Origin of the sequence: Thermosynechococcus sp. JY1331 (genome assembly GCF_031583475.1) — a bacterium.
In the GTDB taxonomy this organism is placed as follows: Bacteria; Cyanobacteriota; Cyanobacteriia; order Thermosynechococcales; family Thermosynechococcaceae; genus Thermosynechococcus.
Map to the genome: position 1 here is coordinate 2,587,067 of NZ_CP134180.1, position 19,404 is coordinate 2,606,470.

A 19,404-nucleotide genomic window follows, 5' to 3' on the forward strand; every position below is an offset into this window, starting at 1 on the left:
CTCCAAAGGAAAAGCAATGATGAGCACATCGCACCCATGATAGCAAAGGTGCAGGGAGGGCAACGTCCCCACTGGCTTAATCGCTCCACTGAGATTCTTATGCAGGGCTGAGCCAAAAGATTAGCAGAGCTTGAGGGCAGTACTGGGAACCTCATCCCAAGAGGCCACCGTACGCAGACGCACTTGCCAACCGGCGGCTTTTTGTTCTGTTGTTAAGTTTTTCTCAAAAGACTGCACACACTCCCTCGCCTGAGCTTCATCACGACAGGCAATACAGGCATAAAGCAGGCCAGAGGGATCAATTTGCTCGCTTACCCAAATCCTCATCGCTCACTCCTTGGCGCAGTTTGCCGATTTCACAGAACTATCTCCAGCCTAGGCGAAATACACCGAGACCGTCAGCCCTTCTTAACAGCACTTTAACAACTCAGCCAATGCTGCCAGCAATTGCGCAATGTGCTCAGGGGTGTGATCGGCTCTTAGGGTGATGCGCAGCCGACTAAAGGGCACGGTCGGTGGCCGTACCGCCGCCACCCAACATCCAGCCTCTTGTAATTTCTGACCCCATTGGAGAACAGTGGCTGGATCGGGAGCAGGCAGGCAAAAGATGGGGGTGGGAAGGGAGCGGGGTAACACAGGGCAGCCCAAGGCCTGCAGCCCCTGTTCCAGTTGTTGAATGCGCTCCTCTAGAGCTTGGCGCAGGCAAGGCTCTGTTTGTAGTTGCTCAAGGGCAGCAAGGGCAGCAGCAGTGTCCGCTGGTGAAAGTCCAGTGCTATAGATCCATGTGCTGGCACGGTGTTGCAGATAGGAGATCAGAGCTTGGGAGCCAGCAATGTATCCCCCTAAACTGCCAAGGGCTTTGCTGAGGGTACCCATTTGAATGACGGTCGGACTCGATTGCCCCAAGGCGACTAAGGTACCGGCACCGTTGGTTCCCAAGACCCCTGTGCCGTGGGCATCGTCCACTAGCACCATGGCTGTGTAGGTCTCGGCTAGCGCCAATATCTCCTCTAGGGGGGCGACATCCCCATCCATACTGAAGACACCATCCGTGAGGATCAGACAACGGCGGTATTGGCAGCGATGGGTTTCTAGGAGTTGGACAAGGGCAGCGACAGCGTTGTGGGGGTATTCATAGAACGTCGCATGACTGAGGCGGGCACCTTTTTTGAGACAAGCATGGTTGTAGGCATCCCCAAGCACCAAGTCCCGCTGATCCACAAGGGCAGCAATGGTACCGAGATTGGCGGCAGTACCCGAACTAAAGACTAAGGCAGCCTCTGTGCCTTTCCACTGGGCGATCGCCCGCTCTAGTTGTTCATGAAGACAACGTTGACCACTCAGAAGGCGAGACCCGGTCGCCCCAGTACCCCATTCGTCAATCGCCTTAATGGCGGCTGCTTTCACCTGCGGATGGTTGGCCAGACCCAGATAGTCATTGCTGCAAAAGTTAATCAATGGTCGGGGCGGCTCGCCAACACTCACCACTGCCCCCGGTGCGCTACTGAGAAGGGGTTGGCGATACCAATGGGCACGGTGCAGGGCATCTAGGGCAGGTTCTAGCCACGCAAAGGGATCGCTCATTTGAGAGAGAATATTTTAGGAAGACTGGACAAAGTCTAAACCAATACGTGGCGGGGCGATCGCGGGGGACGGGAATGGGGTTTATTGCCATTCTGCTGGTAGCGCCCATTCAATGGCTCAAGGTGCAGTCGATAACCGACATTGCGCACGGTTTGAATTAGGCGCGGCTGCTGCGGATCCACTTCGATTTTCTTACGCAAAGATAAGATATGCGTATCCACGGTGCGGGGGTTGTCAATGCTCTCTGGCCAAGCTCGCCGCAGCAATTCCTGACGACTCAAAGGTGTGCCCCCCATTTGCGTCAGAACATAGAGTAGGCTAAATTCCTGCGGTGTCAAATCCACTGGCACATTGCGTACCACCACTCGCCGCTGCACTAAATCGACTTGTAACTCACCCAAGTTCAGGACACTGGGTAAACAGGGGCGTGCTCGCCGTGCCAAGGCCTCGACTCGGGCAAGAAATTCCTGCATCCCAAAGGGTTTGGCCAAGTAATCATCGGCACCCGCCCGCAGCGCCGTCACCACATCCGCTTCATCCTCATGGCCAGAAAGAACTAAAATCAAAACAGTGTTTTGGTAGTGAAGCCAGCGGCATAATTCCAAACCATTGCCCTCATTCAAGTCCAGATCGAGAACAACCAAATCGGGATGTCGCAGTTGAAATACTTCCTGCCCCTGTTGACAACCACTGGCAAGATGAACGATGTGCCCCACTTGCTGTAGGTGCCAGCCAAGGAGGGAACGCAGGTGGGGGTTACTTTCAATAATTTCAACGTGCATCAACATCAATACATCCCCACAACAACGGCGGAGTACAGGAAAAAGAGATTTCTTCTACATGTCTGGGAGAAGGTGCAACAGAGTGGCAATGTCTGGATGAATTGGATGCTAATTTAGCAAATTTAATCCCAATGATTTCGTAACGACTAATACTTTAGGGTTTTTTCTTGTTCCTGTAATAGAAAATTCTTACTCTGGCTCTAGTGACAAAATGAAGTGGGGTTTCTAAACAAGCGGTATGGCAGTGCCCATTCTCAACCTTTTAGCGGCTGATGGTTCACGACAGCAAATTCAACTGGGGCGCGATCGCCTGCTTATCGGTACCGACCCCCAAAGCCAAGTGATTCTCGTCGGTGAGGGGATTTCCCGCCACCATGCCTTGATTATTCCCACGGAGACGGGTTATCAAGTGGCGGATCTCGGGAGCGCCAGCGGCACTTTTTTGAATGGTACAAAGCTGCGGCCACGCACCCCTGTGGCTCTAAAGGCGGGCGATCGCCTACAAATCGGTGACTTTGAAGCCATTTTTGATCCAGATGGCATAGCAACAACGGAACTGCCGGGCACGGTGGTGATGGGGGCTGCCAGTACGCCGATCTTTCAGGTGGCGACGCCCCAGTGGTTGCAGGAGTTTCCGCTGCTGAAGGAGGAACTGGTTCTCGGTCGGGATCCGAAGGCGGACATCACCATTGACCATCCCTTTGTGTCCTTTCACCATGCCAAACTGGTGCGATCGGGAGAGCATTACAAAATTATTGACTTGGGCAGCAAAAATGGTCTCCACTGGCGCGGAAAAACGATTAGCGAACATGCCTTGGCACCGGGGGATGTGATCCATGTGGGGGAATTCCTGCGGCTGACCTACTTGTTGATGCCCGCCACGGAGGTTGTGGAGCAAACGCGCCCCCTCCAACTGCGCGATCGCCAGCAGATTCGGATTGGCCGTGACCCCAGTAACGATATGGTGCTGGATCATCCGGTCGTCTCGCGATTTCATGCCCGCCTCTACCTTCAGGAAGGACAGTGGTACATTGTCGATCTCGACTCTGCCAACGGCACCTTCATCAATAACCAGCGCCTTGAACCCCGCAAACCAGTGCCCTTACCCACGGGGGCCTTGGTGCGCATTGGCCCCTATAGCTCGCTGTTTACCCCCGATGAAACCATTGTTCCCCACAACGACAGTGGCAATCTGCGCCTCGATGCCATCCACCTCAGCAAAACCACCGCCAAGGGGGCGAAGCTGCTGCAAGATATTTCCCTTTCAATTTTGCCCCGCGAGTTTGTCGCGATTGTTGGCGGCAGTGGTGCCGGTAAATCAACACTCCTCGATGCCCTCAACGGCTTTCGTCCTGCTACGGGAGGTACGGTACTCGTCAACGGCTATGATCTGTACCGCTACTTTGGCACCTATCGCACCCAGATTGGCTATGTGCCTCAGGATGACATTATCCACAGCGAGCTAACGGTGGCTCAGGCCTTGGACTATGCGGCACGACTGCGCTTACCTGCTGATTTTAGCGATCAAGAGCGACAGGAACAGGTGAACCGCGTCCTTGCAGAATTGGAGTTAACATCTCGCCGCAATGTACTGGTGAAACAACTGAGTGGCGGTCAGCGCAAACGAGTGTCGATTGGTGTGGAATTGCTCACCCGCCCCAGTTTATTTTTCTTGGATGAGGCCACTTCTGGCTTGGATCCGGGTACGGAAACCCAGATGATGCGGCTGTTGCGGCAGTTGGCAGATCAGGGGCGAACAATTTTGCTGATTACCCATGCCACTAAAAATGTGATGCTCTGCGATTTGGTGGTGTTTTTAGCACGGGGCGGCCACCTTGCCTATTTTGGGCCACCAGATCAAGCCCTCAACTATTTTGATGTCCAAGATTTTGATGAAATTTACCTCAAGATTGAGAGCGAACCTAATCCAGCCGTATGGCAGCAGCGCTATCGCCAGTCTCATCTGTATCAAACCTATGTGGTGGAGCGGCAGCGTCCCCTCAACGTGGATACGGGGGCAACCCGACAAGTCCAACCCCAACGCCAAAAAGCAACGATTCCCCAAGTGGCACCGTGGCGGCAGTGGTGGATTCTCACCCAGCGAAACTTGGCCATTTTGCGACAGGATCGGGCGGCACTCATTCTCATGCTCTCCCTCGCGCCGATTTTGGGAGCCTTGGATTTTGTCCTCTGGAAGCCAACGATTCTCGATCCAGATCAGGGGGATGCGGGGCAGGCATTTACGATGGCCTTTGTTACTGTGCTGATTGCGGTGATGGTGGGCAGCCTAGCGACGATGCGGGAAATTGTTAAGGAACTGGAGATCTATCGCCGCGAACGGATGGTGGGGTTGGGGCTGTGGCCCTATATCTTCTCGAAGCTTGGATCAGCGGTGGTATTGGCACTGTACCAAGCAGCCGTCTTTTTGGTAATGAAGTTTTTGGCCATTGATCTCAGCCTCAGTGTTGGGGCGATCGCCGGCCTTTACGCAACGCTGTTTCTGGCCACCTTTGGTGGCATGGTGATGGGGTTATTGGTCTCTGCCCTCTCGCCGACGCAAACCGTGGCTCCCTTGTTAACGATTCTCTTTTTGGTACCGCAGATTACCTTTGCTGGAGCAATTATTCCTCTGAAGGATCTAGGGGGCGTGGGCAATCTAATCAGCGATGTCACCCTGACCCGCTGGAGTTATGCCAATGTGGTGTCCCTCTTGGGCTTTGGTCAGGATGTGGCGCGGGATGCCTGCTGGCAGCAATCCAAATCTGAACGGGAGAAACTCAGTCCTGAAGCCCTAGAGCAATGTCCGTGTTTTGATGATAACCTCTTTCAACGTTGCCGCTTTCCCGGCGTGCGCAAGGAGTACCACCCCGCTGTAGATGAACCCGAACCCCCACAACCTCCGGAACCGGGTGATCCACCGCCACTGCCCAATTCGGTCTTAGAGTTTGATCAGGCCTATCGCGATCGCGTCGAGGAATACAATCAACGGGTCAAAGACTATCAGGCGGCCATGGAGCGCTGGCAAGACCAATTTGCCCTCTGGAAAGAGCAGCGGGGGCGGGCGATCGCCAGCGGTGAAGCTCTTATTGATCGCTTTTGGAGTCTTCAGGGGCACACGTTCAACGCCAATGTCACCGTCAATAACCTGCGCTTAGGGGGCATTATTGCCCTCATGCTGGGACTAGTGGGGGTCTTTCAAAAACGCAAGGATGTGCTTTAGGCTGCTAAGTGGGCAAAGGCTCGGCTCACTGCCCCTAAGGCCATATCAATCTCGGCAGCACTGACAATGAGAGGAGGGACAAAGCGCACCACCTGCGGCCCCGCCGGCACCAGCAATAGCCCCTCAGCAAGGGCAGCTTTGACGACTTCAGCAGCGGTGAGGGGGGTGTCGGGTTGCAGTTCCAGACCGTTGATCAGTCCCCAGCCGCGCACCTCAGCAATGAGCTGGGGATAGGTTGCTGCTAGTTCGCGTAGTCCTGTCCGCAGTTGCTGCCCGCGATCGCGCACATTTTCGAGGAGATTCTCTTTTTCAAGGGTTTCACAAACCGTGAGCGCTGCTGCCGTGGCCAAGGGGTTACCACCAAAGGTACTGGCATGATCCCCCGGCTGAAAGACGGCACAAAACTCCTTGGCAATCATGGCACCAATGGGAACTCCCCCCGCTAGGCCTTTGGCCAAGGTGAAAATATCGGGTTCGACACCGAGGGTTTCATAGCCCCACAGGGATCCCGTGCGCCCCATGCCCACTTGCACTTCATCAAAAATCAGGAGAATGCCTTTTTCGGTACAGAGTTGGCGTACCTGCTCAAAGTAGGGGCGATCGCCAGGACGGACTCCCCCTTCTCCCTGTAACGGTTCCAACAGAATAGCGGCCACTTGGGGCTGGGACTGATCTAGTTGCTCAACAAGAGTCTGCAATGCCGCAAAATCGTTGTAGGGAACATAGGCGAAGCCGGGCACTAGGGGGTCAAAGTGTTGTTGGTATTTGGGTTGACCCGTAGCAGTAATCGTGGCGAGGGTGCGTCCGTGGAAGCTAGCCTGTGCCGTAATGATGATCGGGTTGGCAATGTGGCGAACGGTATGGGCATATTTGCGCGCCAGTTTAATGGCTGCTTCGTTGGCTTCGGCACCGGAATTGCAGAAAAACACGCGATCGCCACAGGAGTGATCCACCAGCCACTGCGCTAGCGCCCCCTGCTGCGGAATGTAATAGAGATTGGAAACATGGTGCAGGGTTTGCATTTGCCGACTGACCGCCTCCACCAAAGCCGGATGGGCATGACCGAGGGTACAGGTGGCAATTCCCGCCACAAAGTCCAGATAGCTGCGGCCTTGATCATCCCAAACACGGCAGCCTTCGCCGCGCACGAGCGTAATGGGAAAACGACCATAGGTGGTCATCACCACTTGGTCAAAGGCATCGGTACTGAAGGGCGTTGGGGGAGCAGCAACCATTGACTCTGGACTCAAAGCAAAAACTTCCTGCTATCTTAGCATCTCCCTCTCGCTGTGGCAGGGGAGTTACGGGTCGCTCTAGAATTAGTGCTTATTGACCCCCAAGGATTGCTTCGGTACACTACACCTAGTATTCCGCCATTGAGTCCTGCCCCTATGGTGCAAAATCCTCCCCGTCCTCAAACTAGCTTCCCCGCTACGGCTCCCACCGCCTATCCCGTGTTTTACCGCACCTACAGCCGCCAAAATGAAGCGGGTGAGCGGGAGAGTTGGCAACAGGTGTGCGATCGCACCCTGCAAGGACTACAGGAAGTGGGGCACCTCACTGCAGCAGAAGTTGCCCTTCTTCGGGAAATGCAGCAGGCGCTAAAGGCGTTGCCCTCTGGGCGCTGGCTGTGGGTGGGAGGAACGGATTGGGTGCGCCAGCCCGAGAACTTTTCCGGTGCCTACAACTGCACCAGCACCAATGTCGTGGATTGGGATTCCTTTGGCCTGATGATGGATCTGGCCATGCAGGGCTGTGGCACAGGGGCGATCTTAGAGCAGAAATACATCTCCCAGTTGCCGCCGATTTGCAATCGCCTTGAGGTGACTGTCATTGGTCAAATTGGTCAAACCCCCAAGGAAGCGCGTCAAGAGCAAACAACTGTAATACTCACGGGGCAGACCTGTCAAATCAAAGTGGGGGATAGCCGCCAAGGGTGGGTGAAGTCCTACCAAACGCTGCTTGAACTCGCCAGCAACCCTCAACTCGGTGGTTTAGTTCAGGTGACGATTGACATTAGTGATGTGCGTCCCACCGGTGAGCGTCTCAAGGGGTTTGGGGGAGTTGCCAATCCAGTAAAGCTGCCAGACCTCTACCATCGCTGCGCGGCACTGTTGAATGCGGCGGTGGGTCGCCAGTTGACCTCTGTGGAGTGTTGTCTGCTGATTGATGAGGCAGCCGTTGTGGTTGTTGCTGGCAATGTGAGGCGTTGTTTGCCTGAGGATGCTTTGGTACACACAAGCAAGGGACTGATCCCGATCAAAGACATCCAAGTGGGGGACTGGGTGCAAACGCCCTTAGGGTTTCGGCAAGTAACCCAGAAATTTGACCAAGGCTACCAAGAGGCTTATGAAGTAATAACCAATGGTCCCTTGCTGCGAGCTACCCTAAACCATCGGATTGCAACTCTTGCGGATGTTTCAGGGGGAATTCACTGGAAATTTGTCAATGCCTTAAACCCGGGCGATCGCCTGCTTCACAATACTCAAGTTTTACCCGGCACAGTTACTCATTTGCCATCAGACTTGACTGATTCTCGACCACGCGGTAGTCATACTTCTCAAGCAATCACTATTCCAGAACTGACGGCTGATGTTGCTTGGTTAATTGGCTTTACCCACGGGGATGGTTATGTTAGCTTGGGACGCAATAAGTACAACAAACCCTTTGGTAGCATTTGTTGGGTTTACAACAGTTTAGATTCCAAGCTTGCTCAGCAGATTCATACTAAAATCAACTGTGCTCTTACTCTCTTCGGTGTACAAGCCAGACAAGAGTGTGTTGAAGGTGAGAATACCTTGCGATCGCGAGTAACCTCTATTCATCTTGCAGAATACTTTCACCGCTATATTAAGCAACCTAAACAACCGTTAGAAGTCCCTAGCTTTATCTTGCAGGGAACGGTTGAGGTGCGTTGCGCTTACTTAGCAGGTCTAGTGGATAGTGACGGTTCTGCCTGTGGGCGGCCACCTTACCTATTAACGACTGTATATCCTAAATTTGCTCGTCAAGTTAGCGCTCTTTTATCTAGTTTGGGAATTGCTACTCGAATCGGTGTCACACTCTCCCAAAAAGAGCATTGGCAACTCAAATATCACCTTAAACTACCGGCTTTTAAGGCTCGCTACAACAGTCTCATTGCACCGTATTCCTTGAAAGGCCAAATTCATCAAGGACAGGAAGCCCATGGCTTTACAATTCCTGCAACTATGATGCGGGAAACCTATACCTATAGCCAAATGCGGGAAATGGGTTTTGAAGGTTCCCGAAGCGTGGATACCAATTACAAGAGGTATATTGCTGAAGCTGAAGTTAGTCTTGATATTCCCGTAACAGTAAAAGAACTAGGCAGCTATGACTATGTTCAGACCTATGATATTGAGGTCGAAGATGCCCACTGTTTTTACTGTGATGGTTATCTGATGCACAACAGCGCTGGTATGCGTCAGGGGGCAAGTGAGGATGAGGCTTTTGCCCAAGCTAAACAAAATCTCTGGCAACAGGATGAGCAAGGCAATTGGCGAATTGATCCGAAGCGGGATGCCCTGCGGATGGCCAACCACACCCGTGTCTTTCACACCAAGCCTAGCCTCGAGGAATGTATCAATGCCGTGCGCAGTCAGTTCTATTCAGGAGAAGGTGCCATTCAATGGGCCGGGGAGGCGATCGCCCGCGCCAATGCCGATCTTTTGACTACAGCGGATCTCAAGCAGGCCTTCCTCCGTGCCTATGAAAATCAACAGGGGGAGGCGTTTTTGCGGCAACTGTTGCCCACTATCGATCAGCGGGAGCTGGCTCACCGCTTGGGTCGTTATGGCCTCAATCCCTGTGTTACAAGCGATACGTGGGTACTCACAGAAGCAGGGCCGCGCCAAGTCAAAGATTTGATCGGCCAACAGCACGGCACCTATGTCAATGGCGAATTGTTTAGTACCACCGCCGCTGGCTTTTTCCTGAGTGGTATCCAGCCAGTTCTCAAACTTACCACCCGTGAAGGCTATACCCTACGGCTCACCGCGAACCATCGTTTGCTGAAAGTGACCGCCCAAACCCCGAAAAGACAATACACGGAATGGGTAGAAGCAGGTCAATTGCACGCGGGCGATCGCCTTCTTTTGCACAATCACCGTGATCTAACCCCTTGGGGTGGTAAGGGAACTTGGGAAGAAGGCCGTTACGCCGCTCAAGCCCTTTATCAAGTTGCCATAGGAAGCACTGCTGTGCAAACCCAAGCAGCAGGCTGTTTCACAGGGATTAAACACCGCCAAAACGACTGGATAGCTGTACTCCCCCATAGCTTAGAAAAGAACTTTCGCCTAATCACGATCGAAGAAGGCAGCTATGCATTCTACTGCGGGTTCCTCCGAGAGATTTTCGTGACGACTCAGTTAACATCAATACCACGGCTGCATGTCACACTGGGGGATCGACAACTAGCCTCACTTATTCAGCGCATGCTACTGCGTTTGGGAATCGTTTCGGTGGTTGCAGAATCATCCCTAGTTATCCAAGGGGATAATCTCACAACGCTGGCTCGGGTTCTGGAATTGGGGGCGATCGCCCATCATGACTCCTTACCTCCCGAACGCTTTACAGTTGTCGTTGAGTCAATTACTCCCGATGGCATTGAGCCAGTGTATGACTGTACCGTGCCCGGCCCGAATTGCTTTGATGCCAATGGCTTTGTTGCTCACAATTGCGGTGAAATTATTGGTGCTGATTTCCACTGCAACCTTGCGGAAATCCACCTGAATCAAATTGATCCAGCAGATACGATCACACAGGAAAAAGCCTTCAAGGCTGGTGCGGTCTCAGTGGCAGCGCTGTTGAACCATCGCTTTGTTGTCGATCGCTATCAATACTCCCGCGCGATTGATCCCATTGTTGGCGTCAGTTTTACGGGGCTATTTGACTTCTGTGTTCATGCCTTTGGTGTGCCTTGGCTGGAATGGTGGGCCGCAGGACGACCGGATACCCCCCAAGGGCGCGAATTCAAAGCCCAAGAGGCAGCCTTCCTACAACACTGGCGGCAAATTGTCCATGAGACCGTCTGGGAGTATTGCGATCGCCACGGCCTCAAGCGCCCCAATCGCTGTACCACTGTCCAACCCTCCGGTACCAAATCCCTGTTGACGGGTGCCTCTCCCGGCTGGCATCCCCCCAAAGCCCAACGCTTTATTCGACGGATTACCTTCCGCAAGGGCGACCCCGTGGCCATGGCCTGCTATGACTTTGGCTACAATATCATTCCCTCCCAGTCCGATAAGGATGAGACAGGGAAACTTCTTGATGATCCCTTTGATCCACGGTGTACCGAGTGGCTCGTGGAAATTCCCGTTGCCGTCTCTTGGGCAGATCTGCCGGGGGCAGACACGATTGATATTAGCCAGTTTTCGGCCTTGGCGCAGTTTGACTTCTATATGCAGGTGCAGCAGCACTACACCACCCACAACACCAGTGCCACCATTGAGCTACGGGAACCTGAAGTCGAACCCCTTGCCACGGCAATTTACACGGCGATTCAGCAGGATCAAGGGTATATCTCTGCGGCGCTCTTGGCACGCTTTGATGCCCATGAAACATTCCCGCGTCTGCCCTTTGAACCCATTAGCAAAGAACGGTACGAGCAAGAAGTCGCTGCGGTTGCTCGGCGCCGGCGGGTCAATGATTTCCATGCAGCCCTTTCCCGCTATACCCAGCCCGTGATGGAAGCAGGGCCTGCCGGCTGTGACTCCGACAAGTGTCTCACATCCTAGGACAGCTGGGGGGATGCCCCCCTGATTGAGTTCGGGTTTAGTATTTAGGCAATTTTGTAAACCAATTCTTTTTGGCGCGATCGAGTTGGCCTTGAACCATTCCAGAGACCATACTGAAGTCTGCCCCAGAAATATCGGCACCGGTAAAGTTGGCTCCTGAGATCGAGGCATCCTGCAATTTTGCTCCCTTCAAATTTGCCCGCTCAAAGTTGGCTTGCACCAGATAGGCACCGCAGAGATTGGCATCACTCAGGTTGGCCCCCTGAAGATTGGCTTCCCGCAAGACCACATTGGTGAGGATACAACCCTTCAAATCAGCATTGGTAAAATTGGCATTGGCAAAATTGGCACCGGAGAGATCGGCATTGCGCAATACCACATTGGAGAGATCGACATCCACAAAATCCCGTTCTCCCCGCTTATAGGCCGTTAGCACTTGGGCAGCCGTCATCCGTACGGTGACTTTGGGGCGCAGATGCTGACCCGAGCCTACCCCCACAACTGGCGGCCCACCCCATGGAGATCCTGTCATCCGCGATTGGCGCAACCGAGCTGCTGCAGCATTTTGACGCACAGAGGAGGCATAACTAGAGGACTGAGCTGATCCACGGGGTCGGCCTTGGCTGGGAGGGGCTGCAAGGGCATTACTGAGGTCATCATCCTCTGCTGTAACGGTAGGGGCAGCCAGCGCAGGTGTTTCTTGGCAATCAAGGAGCTGGAGATCGGCTAGGACATCCATGGCGCCTTGGTAACGGTTTTTAACGCTATCCTCCAGCATTTTGTCGAGGAGAGCGGCAAACTCAGGGGAGATATTTTTGACGTAGCGCTTCCAATGCCATTCGCCGGTGCGCGGATCCCGCTCAATCTCTTTGGGTGATTTACCAGTGAGCAGATAAACACAGGTGACACCCAGAGCGTAAATATCGCTGGCATAGATGGGACGCATGGCCATTTGCTCTGGCGGCGCATACATCGGTGTTCCCACAGCAAAGCTAGTGAATGTAGAGAGTTCTGGGGCATTTTCCACCATCGCCTGGGTGACTTTGTCTTTGACTGCACCAAAGTCAATGAGCACTAGCTTGTTGTCAATATCACGGCGGATCAAGTTGGCAGGCTTAATGTCACGGTGGATCACACCATTTTTGTGTAGGTAATCAAGGATGGGCAGCACTTCCTGCAAAACCTGCTTCACCTCTTCTTCGCTTTTGGGGCCAAAGCGTTTGACCTCCTGTTGCAGGGTGAGGCCACCCACATATTCTTGGATGAGATAGAACTCATTTTCATTTTCAAAGTAGCCAAGCAGACGCGGCAGTTGGGGGTGATTGCCAACTTTGCCGAGGGTGGTCGCTTCCCGCAAAAAGAGTTCCCGCGCCATAGCCAAGATATGGGGGGCGGTGGCGGCTGGCCGTAATTGTTTAATCACACAACTGGGATTGCCGGGCAACTTTGTATCAATCGCCAAGAAGGTCGTGCCAAACCCCCCTCGCCCCAGCACTTTAATGGCTTTGTATTGATCGTTGAGCAACAATTTGCTGCCACAGGATTGGCAAACCTCTAAATCATCGGGGTTTTCTGGCTTGACACAGTTTGGGTTTAGGCAGTAACTCATAGGCAGCCAAGGGGATGAACAGCACGTTTAACAGGGAGGGAAGGGTGATAGGGTGACCTGTTTTCAAGTCACAGCTCACAGGAATGTGCCCCCACCGCTAGTATGATTCAGTAGTTTCCACAGGACGACTCCGTACTTTTACGATACTCTTTTTTCTTTGCCTCACCCTATCCGTGAAATTACGGAAGTTGGACAAAACGCTTACAGCCTTTTCTTAAAAAAATATGGGATGCATAAGGAGAAAGTTTATCCTGCTCTACAGTTGCTTTGACGGTTTCAAGAGTTTCCCAACCTTGTGAAAAGAGCCTTCGGTATGATACAAGGGTAGCACTTCATCATCCCTGCTGTGGCTTTGGCTATGACCCCGCTTGTGACAACTGATGCTAAAGATTCGCTGTGCGATCGCCAGCAGGTTTTGGCGTGGTTGACGGAGAATGTGCCTGCACCCCGACTCCAACATATCCTGCGGGTAGAAACGATGGCGGCGGAGCTGGCTCTCCACCATGGCTTGGATGTGGATCGGGCGGCGTGGGCGGGGTTATTACACGATTTGGCAAAGTACTTTCCGCCGGAGCGGCTATTGAGCATGGCACGGGAGGCGGGGCTGCCAATTACGGAGGTGGATGAGGCGGATCCCCACCTGCTTCACGCGGATGTGAGTGCCCTTGTGGCGCGACAGCAATTTGGCATTACCGATGAACAGGTCTTAGCAGCCGTCGCCAACCATACCTTGGGTCAACCGGGAATGGATGCCTTGAGTTGTGTTGTGTTTCTCGCGGATAGCTTGGAGCCGGGGCGAGGCCAGACAGTGGAGCTAGAGGAATTGCGCAAGGTGGCTCACCAAAATTTACAGGAGGCAGTGTGGCGGGTGTGCGATCGCACGCTGTTGTGGTTGGTTGACCAGCACCGCTTAATTCACCCCCGCATGATCCTCACCCGCAACTGGGCAATGCAGGTGGCACCAGCAAAACCGAAAAAGAGCGAAAAGAAAGGCGCCGCCAAGGTTTAGAGGCCTTGCTACCCTAGAAAACAGGTTTGATCTCGGAGTTGCGTTATGACCACCGCTTCAGCAAGGGCTGTTCCCGGTATCTTTTCAGGGGAATTTGTTCAGGAAACGCTCGCTTTAACCCGTCGCCTATTTATCCAACTACAGCGCCGCCCCTCAACCCTAGTGGCCGGGGTGGTACAACCCTTGATTTGGCTGATCCTCTTTGGGGCTCTCTTCCAGAATGTGCCGCAGGGGTTGTTTGGCGAGAGTACCAATTACGGTCAGTTTCTCTGTGCCGGTATTATTGTCTTTACCGCCTTTAGTGGTGCCCTCAATGCGGGGCTGCCGGTGATGTTTGACCGTGAGTTTGGCTTTTTGAATCGGCTGTTGGTGGCGCCATTGGCTTCGCGGTTTTCAATTGTGTTGGCCTCGGCTTTGTTCATCACAACCCTGAGTTTGATTCAGGTGGTGGCGATCGCCAGCCTAGGGGTGCTGCTAGGAACGGGGCTACCGAATTTAGCGGGCATTGGAGTTGTCTTGGCCACCGTACTAATCTTGGTTTTTGGTGTGACAGCCCTAAGTCTGGGACTCACCTTTGCCTTGCCCGGTCACATTGAACTGTTGGCGGTGATTTTTGTGATCAACCTGCCGTTACTCTTTGCCAGTACTGCCTTGGTGCCCCTGTCGTTTATGCCGCGCTGGTTGCAGTGGATTGCCAGCCTCAACCCCCTCAGTTTGGCGATTGAACCGATTCGCTATGTCTATTTACATCCTGACTGGCAGTTTAGTGATGTGGTCATGGTGGCGCCTTGGGGATCCCTAAGCTTGGGAGCAGCGCTGCTGATTCTTTTGGCGGTTGCCGTGGGGATGAGCCTACTCATTCAACCCCTGTTGCGGCGGCGCTTGGCCTAGACCACCCGCAGCGTGAAGCCTTGGGTACACCACTCCCGCACATCCAAGCAAAACTCATTCCCTTCCGGTTCACTGCTGAGATCCCCTAGCAGACCGAGAACCAAGGCAAGACTATCCTCACCAGAAATTAGCAATGGCTCTGAATGGCTAGGGTGGCTACTCAGTTGACTAAAACGAGTCAGGGGGCGGTGGCTGCTGATGATAAAAACCTTCAGCCATTGGCAAGGGCGATTCAGCGTCCACGTATAAAGGGGAATATTCAAGCCCGGCGCAACCGCCAACTGCCACGACTGTGTTTGCAGCGGCAGGAGGAGAATGCCCTGACTGCTATCCCATGCAAAGGCGACAATGTTGAGGGGGCGATCGCCATAGTTGTAGAGGCTCCAGCGGCAAGTATCCCCCTTGGCCAAGGTGAGGGGCGTGTCTAAGTTCGTGGCTGGCAGCTTGGTGCTCAGGACATCTGGCAGGGGATTGGGGCTGCGGGGTGGGGATTGGCGGCTTAAGAGTTTTGCCATTGGCGATAGTTGCTCAAGGGTTGTACACACGGCCACCTGACTAGAGGTGGGGTTCAAGGTCAGTGTCAGCCATTTTTGAGCTAGCAGGGCATTCAGCAGGGGGTTCAAGCGGCGGATGCCGGCTTTAGCAGCTTCATTGGTACCACTACAACTGTGTTGAAGCAATGTTCCCACCGGCCATTCCAATCCATAGCTACCCCCTGTGGCACTTCTGGTGAGAACCACATCTGGCAGCGACTCACTGCCGTTGAGCACAGCAACGTTCTCTTCGTTGGTCAGGGCATTGATGGCATCTACGCGCTCAATTTTGCTCAGCTTGGGGTCTAGTGCCACTTGTACCTGCAGATTTTTCCCTAGGCGCCGTTGTTGCTCATAGAGGCGATCGCCCACTTGCAGGGGCTGACCACTTACCCCCTGAGCCATGATGCCATTAAAACTAACCATGTCAACGACCGTGGCACCGTCAGCAGTGCTCCAACGACTGTGGGGATGACAATGGGCTAATAGCCAAGGACTGAGGCCGCCACACCAAACCTGAAGGGCGCGATCGTGACCGCTACTTTGCACCACACCATCAAAGCCGTGGGATAGGGGGACATTCCCCGCCAATCCATCGCTGACGAGATGAATTTCTGCCCCGGTTTGCCAGCGCAGTTCATCGGCGGTGTACATCAGGCTCGTCGCCAAAGGGCGATCGCCCCCCAAAGCCGCTAGATAATGGCTCAAACTAGCAGTAAAGAGTCCCATAGGAACGCCATTCAGGTGCGTTTCTACCCCCAAATCGGCCCAAAGCAGATGATCCTTGGGAACTCGGCCTGCGCCACGGCTCTCTACAGGCTGCAACGGCACAAATCGCCAGCGCAACATCTCCCCCTCAATGGGTGGCGGGCTAAAGCGGGTGTCGAGCCATACCTGTACCCCTTTGGTACGCAGTAATTCAGCAAGCGGTAAGATGCCCTCACCTGCTGCTGTGGCATCGGCGAAAACCAGTGCTGGTTGTTGCTGCCAAAGCGTGCCGTAGCCACTAAAGTAAACTAACAGGGGCTGACCCGCGTGCTCCAGCACCCCTAGGGTTTCTTGAACCGCATCGAGGGTTGCCGCCTGTTCCGTCAGTAGCGTAATGTCACTGTCCGCTAGCCCCCAGCCATCTAGCAATAGGTTTTTCACTAGCTCAACATCCGTTAGACAACCGCCTAAAGGGGGCACACCCACCAACTGGGGATAGTGGTTAATGCCAATCAGGAGTGCTCGCCACGGACGAAGAGAGTCTGCCAAGGAGCCGCCTGCCGTTTGCCAGACCCACGGCATCAGTGTCAGTGCCGCAGCACCGTACAAAAAAGAACGACGGCTTAACCTCATGCCTTACCTCCCAACAGGCCCATCCTCAGATTCGAGCACAGGCACGACAACACTTATGAATTAGGACTAGTTCTATTCTCAAAGGTTGTGGACGCAATTCAGCGCACAGCGATCATAAAACGTCAATTTTTCCTAGGGGTCTTCCCCCCGCACAATGAAGCAGACGCGCTGGCCAATGGTTACCGCATGATCACCAATGCGCTCTAGGTTGCGAATCAGCAGCAGGAGGATTAAGCGCAATTCCACTGGTTCTTGCGGATCCAAAGGGGTGCAGAGTCGCTCATAAAGACGTTGATAGTCGGCATCGACGGCATCATCGCAGTTGGCAAGGGCTAGCCCGACCTCAGGATCCAAATTGGCAATGGCGGATAGGGCTTCCGATAGTAACAGTTGCGATCGCTGGAACATCAAGCGGATGTCCTCAAGGTAGGGTGGGGGTGGATAGCGCAGCAGCGTTTGACCCGCACGGCCAATTTCAAGGGCATAATCGCCGATCCGCTCTAGATCGCGGCAGAGGTGCGAGAGCATGACCAAAAATCGGAGATCCTCGGCCACAGGAGCTTGCAATGTCAGCAGGGCGATCGCCTCACGATTGAGTTCTTGGGCGCTGCGGTCAATGTCCCGCTCCCTTTGGATCAACTGCTCGACACTGAGGAGATGTCGCTCAATCAAGACACCATAGGCCAACTGACAGGCACTTTCCACCAGTGTTCCCAGTCGCAGCAAGTCACTGCGCAGACGTTGTAATTGCCGTTCAAAATGGGTGGCCACGGCCTCAGACCAGCTCTTTGTAACATTATAGCTATTTCGAAAGGGAGTGAGATATTTTCAAGAGGGATAGGCTATACTCAAAGCGTCATGAATGTTACTCAAGAATATGAGCTATAGCTTGGACTGACGAGAGCGGGTTGTCTCCTACATCAAGCAAGGTGGCAAAATCAGTGAAGCCACTCAAATTTTTCAGGTGAGCCGCGCCACCATCCATCGCTGGCTGAAGCGAGAGGACTTAGCGCCCACGGTTGTCCCCCGTCGTCCTTGGAAGTTGGATTGGGCGGCCTTAGCAGCCGATGTTGCTGCCCATCCTGATGACCGTTTAATCGACCGTGCCCAGCGATTTGGCGTTCAAGTTTCCACCATTAGTTATGCCCTCGCCCAGATGGGCATCACCCGAAAAAAAAAACAGATGCGTTACCAAGAACGGTGTGAAGAAGAGCGGCAAGCGTATCAACAACAGCTCGACACATGGGTAGAGAGCCATGGGGAGGAAACGGTAGTCTATATCGATGAGACGGGGTTTGACTCTCGAGTAGAGTGTGAGTATAGGTGGTCAGCACGAGGCGAACGAATTGATGGAGAGCGAGCGGGGAAGCGTCAGGAAAGAGAGAGTTGAGTCGCAGGACGGTATAGATACCAGAAAGACTTCATCGCCCCAATGCTGTTTTCAGGATATTTGAATGCGTTAGGGTTTGTGAGCTGGCTGAGTCAATACTGTTTGCCGACATTAAAGAGACCGTCGTTGTTGATGATGGATAATGCACCGATTCATCCGAAAGGGGCGATTCAGGAAGCGGTCAAAGCGGCGGGTCACGAGGTGTTATTTTTACCGAAATACTCTCCTGATTTGAATGTGATTGAGCACGACTTCAGTGCGTTGAAGCGATCGCGGATGTATGCAGGGTCAAACAGTTCGATTGATGAAGTGATTCGCAAGTATTGTGCTGGATGATATCTCATTCCTTATTGGAATAGCTATATCTGTCCACTGGTGCATCAATGGAGCCGACAATGTGTCTTTTCATCCGCCTAAAGTCATTAAAGAGGGATATTCCTAATAGGCGCGACCTAAGGGGGGTGTCCAAGGGGTCTCCGGTGTTGTGACTACCGACAGGAGGCTGCCAATGCCTTCAATTTCGACGCGCACGCGATCGCCCACCTGTAATGCACCAATTCCTGCGGGTGTCCCCGTCAATACCACATCCCCCGGCAGCAGTGTCATCACATAGCTAATGAAACTCACCAACTTGGCGGGTGAGAAAACCATTTGATCAATCGTTGCTGATTGGACGGGTTGCGCGGCCTCATTAATAAAGGTTTGCAACCGCGCATCGCTAGGAACCTCTCGCACAATCCAAGGCCCTAGGGGGCAAAAGGTGTCAAACCCCTTGGCCCGCGTCCATTGCTGCTCCTGTTGCTGCAGATCCCGAGCCGTGACATCGTTGGCGATCGTGTAACCCCAAATATGCTCAAGAGCTTCATTTTCAGGGCAGGCACGGGTACGACGACCAATGACCACCGCCAATTCCCCCTCATAGTCCACCCGCTTTACTTGGGGCGGATACCAAATGGGACAGCCGGGGGCTTGAACCGTTGTCGGCGGTTTTAGAAAAATTAATGGCTCAGGGGGCACGCTATCGCCCATTTCGGCAGCGTGCTTCACATAGTTGCGTCCGACAGCAACAATTTTTGAGGGGGAGCAGGGAGCCAAGAGTTGATAGCTATCGGGACTGAGGACTTGGTTCGTGGGTTGGCCGTGGAGCCACGGTGCCGCATCCCAAATCATCACTTCGCGGTTGAGTTGCAGTGTGCCGTAATGAATCTGTCCCCCCGTGGTCTGTACCCGCACAAACCGTTCCACCATAGTGAATTAGTCCCCTCTCTTCCTTGCCAAGAATGGCAAAC

Annotated in this window: 12 protein-coding genes and 1 pseudogene; 5 read left to right on the plus strand and 8 right to left on the minus strand. The window is 53.6% G+C overall.

What is annotated here, in order from left to right; translation table 11 throughout:
• Window positions 1–120 precede the first annotated feature (120 nt).
• The 3 genes from RHJ31_RS12725 to RHJ31_RS12735 form a co-directional block, all read right to left on the minus strand.
• Window positions 121–327 (minus strand): glycogen debranching protein, encoded by a 207-nt coding sequence (locus RHJ31_RS12725; RefSeq protein WP_206201038.1) that lies wholly within the window; start codon window positions 325–327, stop codon window positions 121–123.
• An 81-nt stretch (window positions 328–408) separates the two neighbouring features.
• Complete coding sequence (gene bioF, locus RHJ31_RS12730; protein WP_302676845.1) at window positions 409–1,584, minus strand: 8-amino-7-oxononanoate synthase; 1,176 nt, start codon at window positions 1,582–1,584, stop codon at window positions 409–411.
• Between the two features lie 35 nt (window positions 1,585–1,619).
• Complete coding sequence (locus RHJ31_RS12735; RefSeq protein WP_206201036.1) at window positions 1,620–2,372, minus strand: response regulator transcription factor; 753 nt, start codon at window positions 2,370–2,372, stop codon at window positions 1,620–1,622.
• Window positions 2,373–2,604: 232 nt separating this feature from the next.
• On the opposite strand from RHJ31_RS12735, the gene RHJ31_RS12740 reads away from it, so the two are divergent.
• Window positions 2,605–5,586: an FHA domain-containing protein gene (locus RHJ31_RS12740; RefSeq protein WP_302676846.1), complete on the plus strand. Its 2,982-nt coding sequence runs from the start codon at window positions 2,605–2,607 to the stop codon at window positions 5,584–5,586.
• Here RHJ31_RS12740 and RHJ31_RS12745 read toward each other — a convergent pair.
• Window positions 5,583–6,821 (minus strand): aspartate aminotransferase family protein, encoded by a 1,239-nt coding sequence (locus RHJ31_RS12745; RefSeq protein WP_302676847.1) that lies wholly within the window; start codon window positions 6,819–6,821, stop codon window positions 5,583–5,585. The genes RHJ31_RS12740 and RHJ31_RS12745 overlap by 4 nt on opposite strands.
• Window positions 6,822–6,977: 156 nt before the next feature.
• On the opposite strand from RHJ31_RS12745, the gene nrdJ reads away from it, so the two are divergent.
• Window positions 6,978–11,342, plus strand: coding sequence for a ribonucleoside-triphosphate reductase, adenosylcobalamin-dependent (gene nrdJ / locus RHJ31_RS12750; protein ID WP_302676848.1), 4,365 nt, complete (start codon window positions 6,978–6,980; stop codon window positions 11,340–11,342).
• A gap of 37 nt (window positions 11,343–11,379) precedes the next feature.
• On the opposite strand, the gene RHJ31_RS12755 is transcribed toward nrdJ, so the two are convergent.
• A complete protein-coding gene (locus RHJ31_RS12755; RefSeq protein ID WP_302676850.1) occupies window positions 11,380–12,951 on the minus strand; it encodes a serine/threonine-protein kinase in 1,572 nt (523 codons plus the stop codon).
• A gap of 358 nt (window positions 12,952–13,309) precedes the next feature.
• Here RHJ31_RS12755 and yqeK point away from each other — a divergent pair, with 358 nt between their 5' ends.
• Window positions 13,310–13,960, plus strand: a complete 651-nt coding sequence (gene yqeK, locus RHJ31_RS12760; protein WP_149820967.1) for a bis(5'-nucleosyl)-tetraphosphatase (symmetrical) YqeK — start codon at window positions 13,310–13,312, stop codon at window positions 13,958–13,960.
• 45 nt (window positions 13,961–14,005) lie between these two features.
• Window positions 14,006–14,851 carry an ABC transporter permease gene (locus tag RHJ31_RS12765; RefSeq protein ID WP_302676851.1) on the plus strand — a complete coding sequence of 282 codons (846 nt, stop codon included), beginning with the start codon at window positions 14,006–14,008 and terminating at the stop codon, window positions 14,849–14,851.
• On the opposite strand, the gene RHJ31_RS12770 is transcribed toward RHJ31_RS12765, so the two are convergent.
• Together RHJ31_RS12770 and phoU are read right to left on the minus strand one after the other, a co-directional pair.
• Window positions 14,848–16,725, minus strand: coding sequence for a caspase family protein (locus tag RHJ31_RS12770; protein WP_302676852.1), 1,878 nt, complete (start codon window positions 16,723–16,725; stop codon window positions 14,848–14,850). The two genes, RHJ31_RS12765 and RHJ31_RS12770, sit on opposite strands and share 4 nt — an antisense overlap.
• A gap of 132 nt (window positions 16,726–16,857) precedes the next feature.
• Entirely contained in the window at window positions 16,858–17,496 is a 639-nt protein-coding gene (gene phoU, locus RHJ31_RS12775) for a phosphate signaling complex protein PhoU (protein ID WP_206201030.1), read from the minus strand.
• Window positions 17,497–17,644: 148 nt separating this feature from the next.
• On the opposite strand from phoU, the pseudogene RHJ31_RS12780 reads away from it, so the two are divergent.
• Window positions 17,645–18,451, plus strand: a pseudogene (locus RHJ31_RS12780) (IS630 family transposase).
• A gap of 102 nt (window positions 18,452–18,553) precedes the next feature.
• Here the strand turns inward: RHJ31_RS12780 and RHJ31_RS12785 are convergent.
• On the minus strand, window positions 18,554–19,363 hold the full coding sequence (locus RHJ31_RS12785) for a fumarylacetoacetate hydrolase family protein (RefSeq protein WP_302676853.1): 810 nt from the start codon (window positions 19,361–19,363) through the stop codon (window positions 18,554–18,556).
• Window positions 19,364–19,404 lie beyond the last annotated feature (41 nt).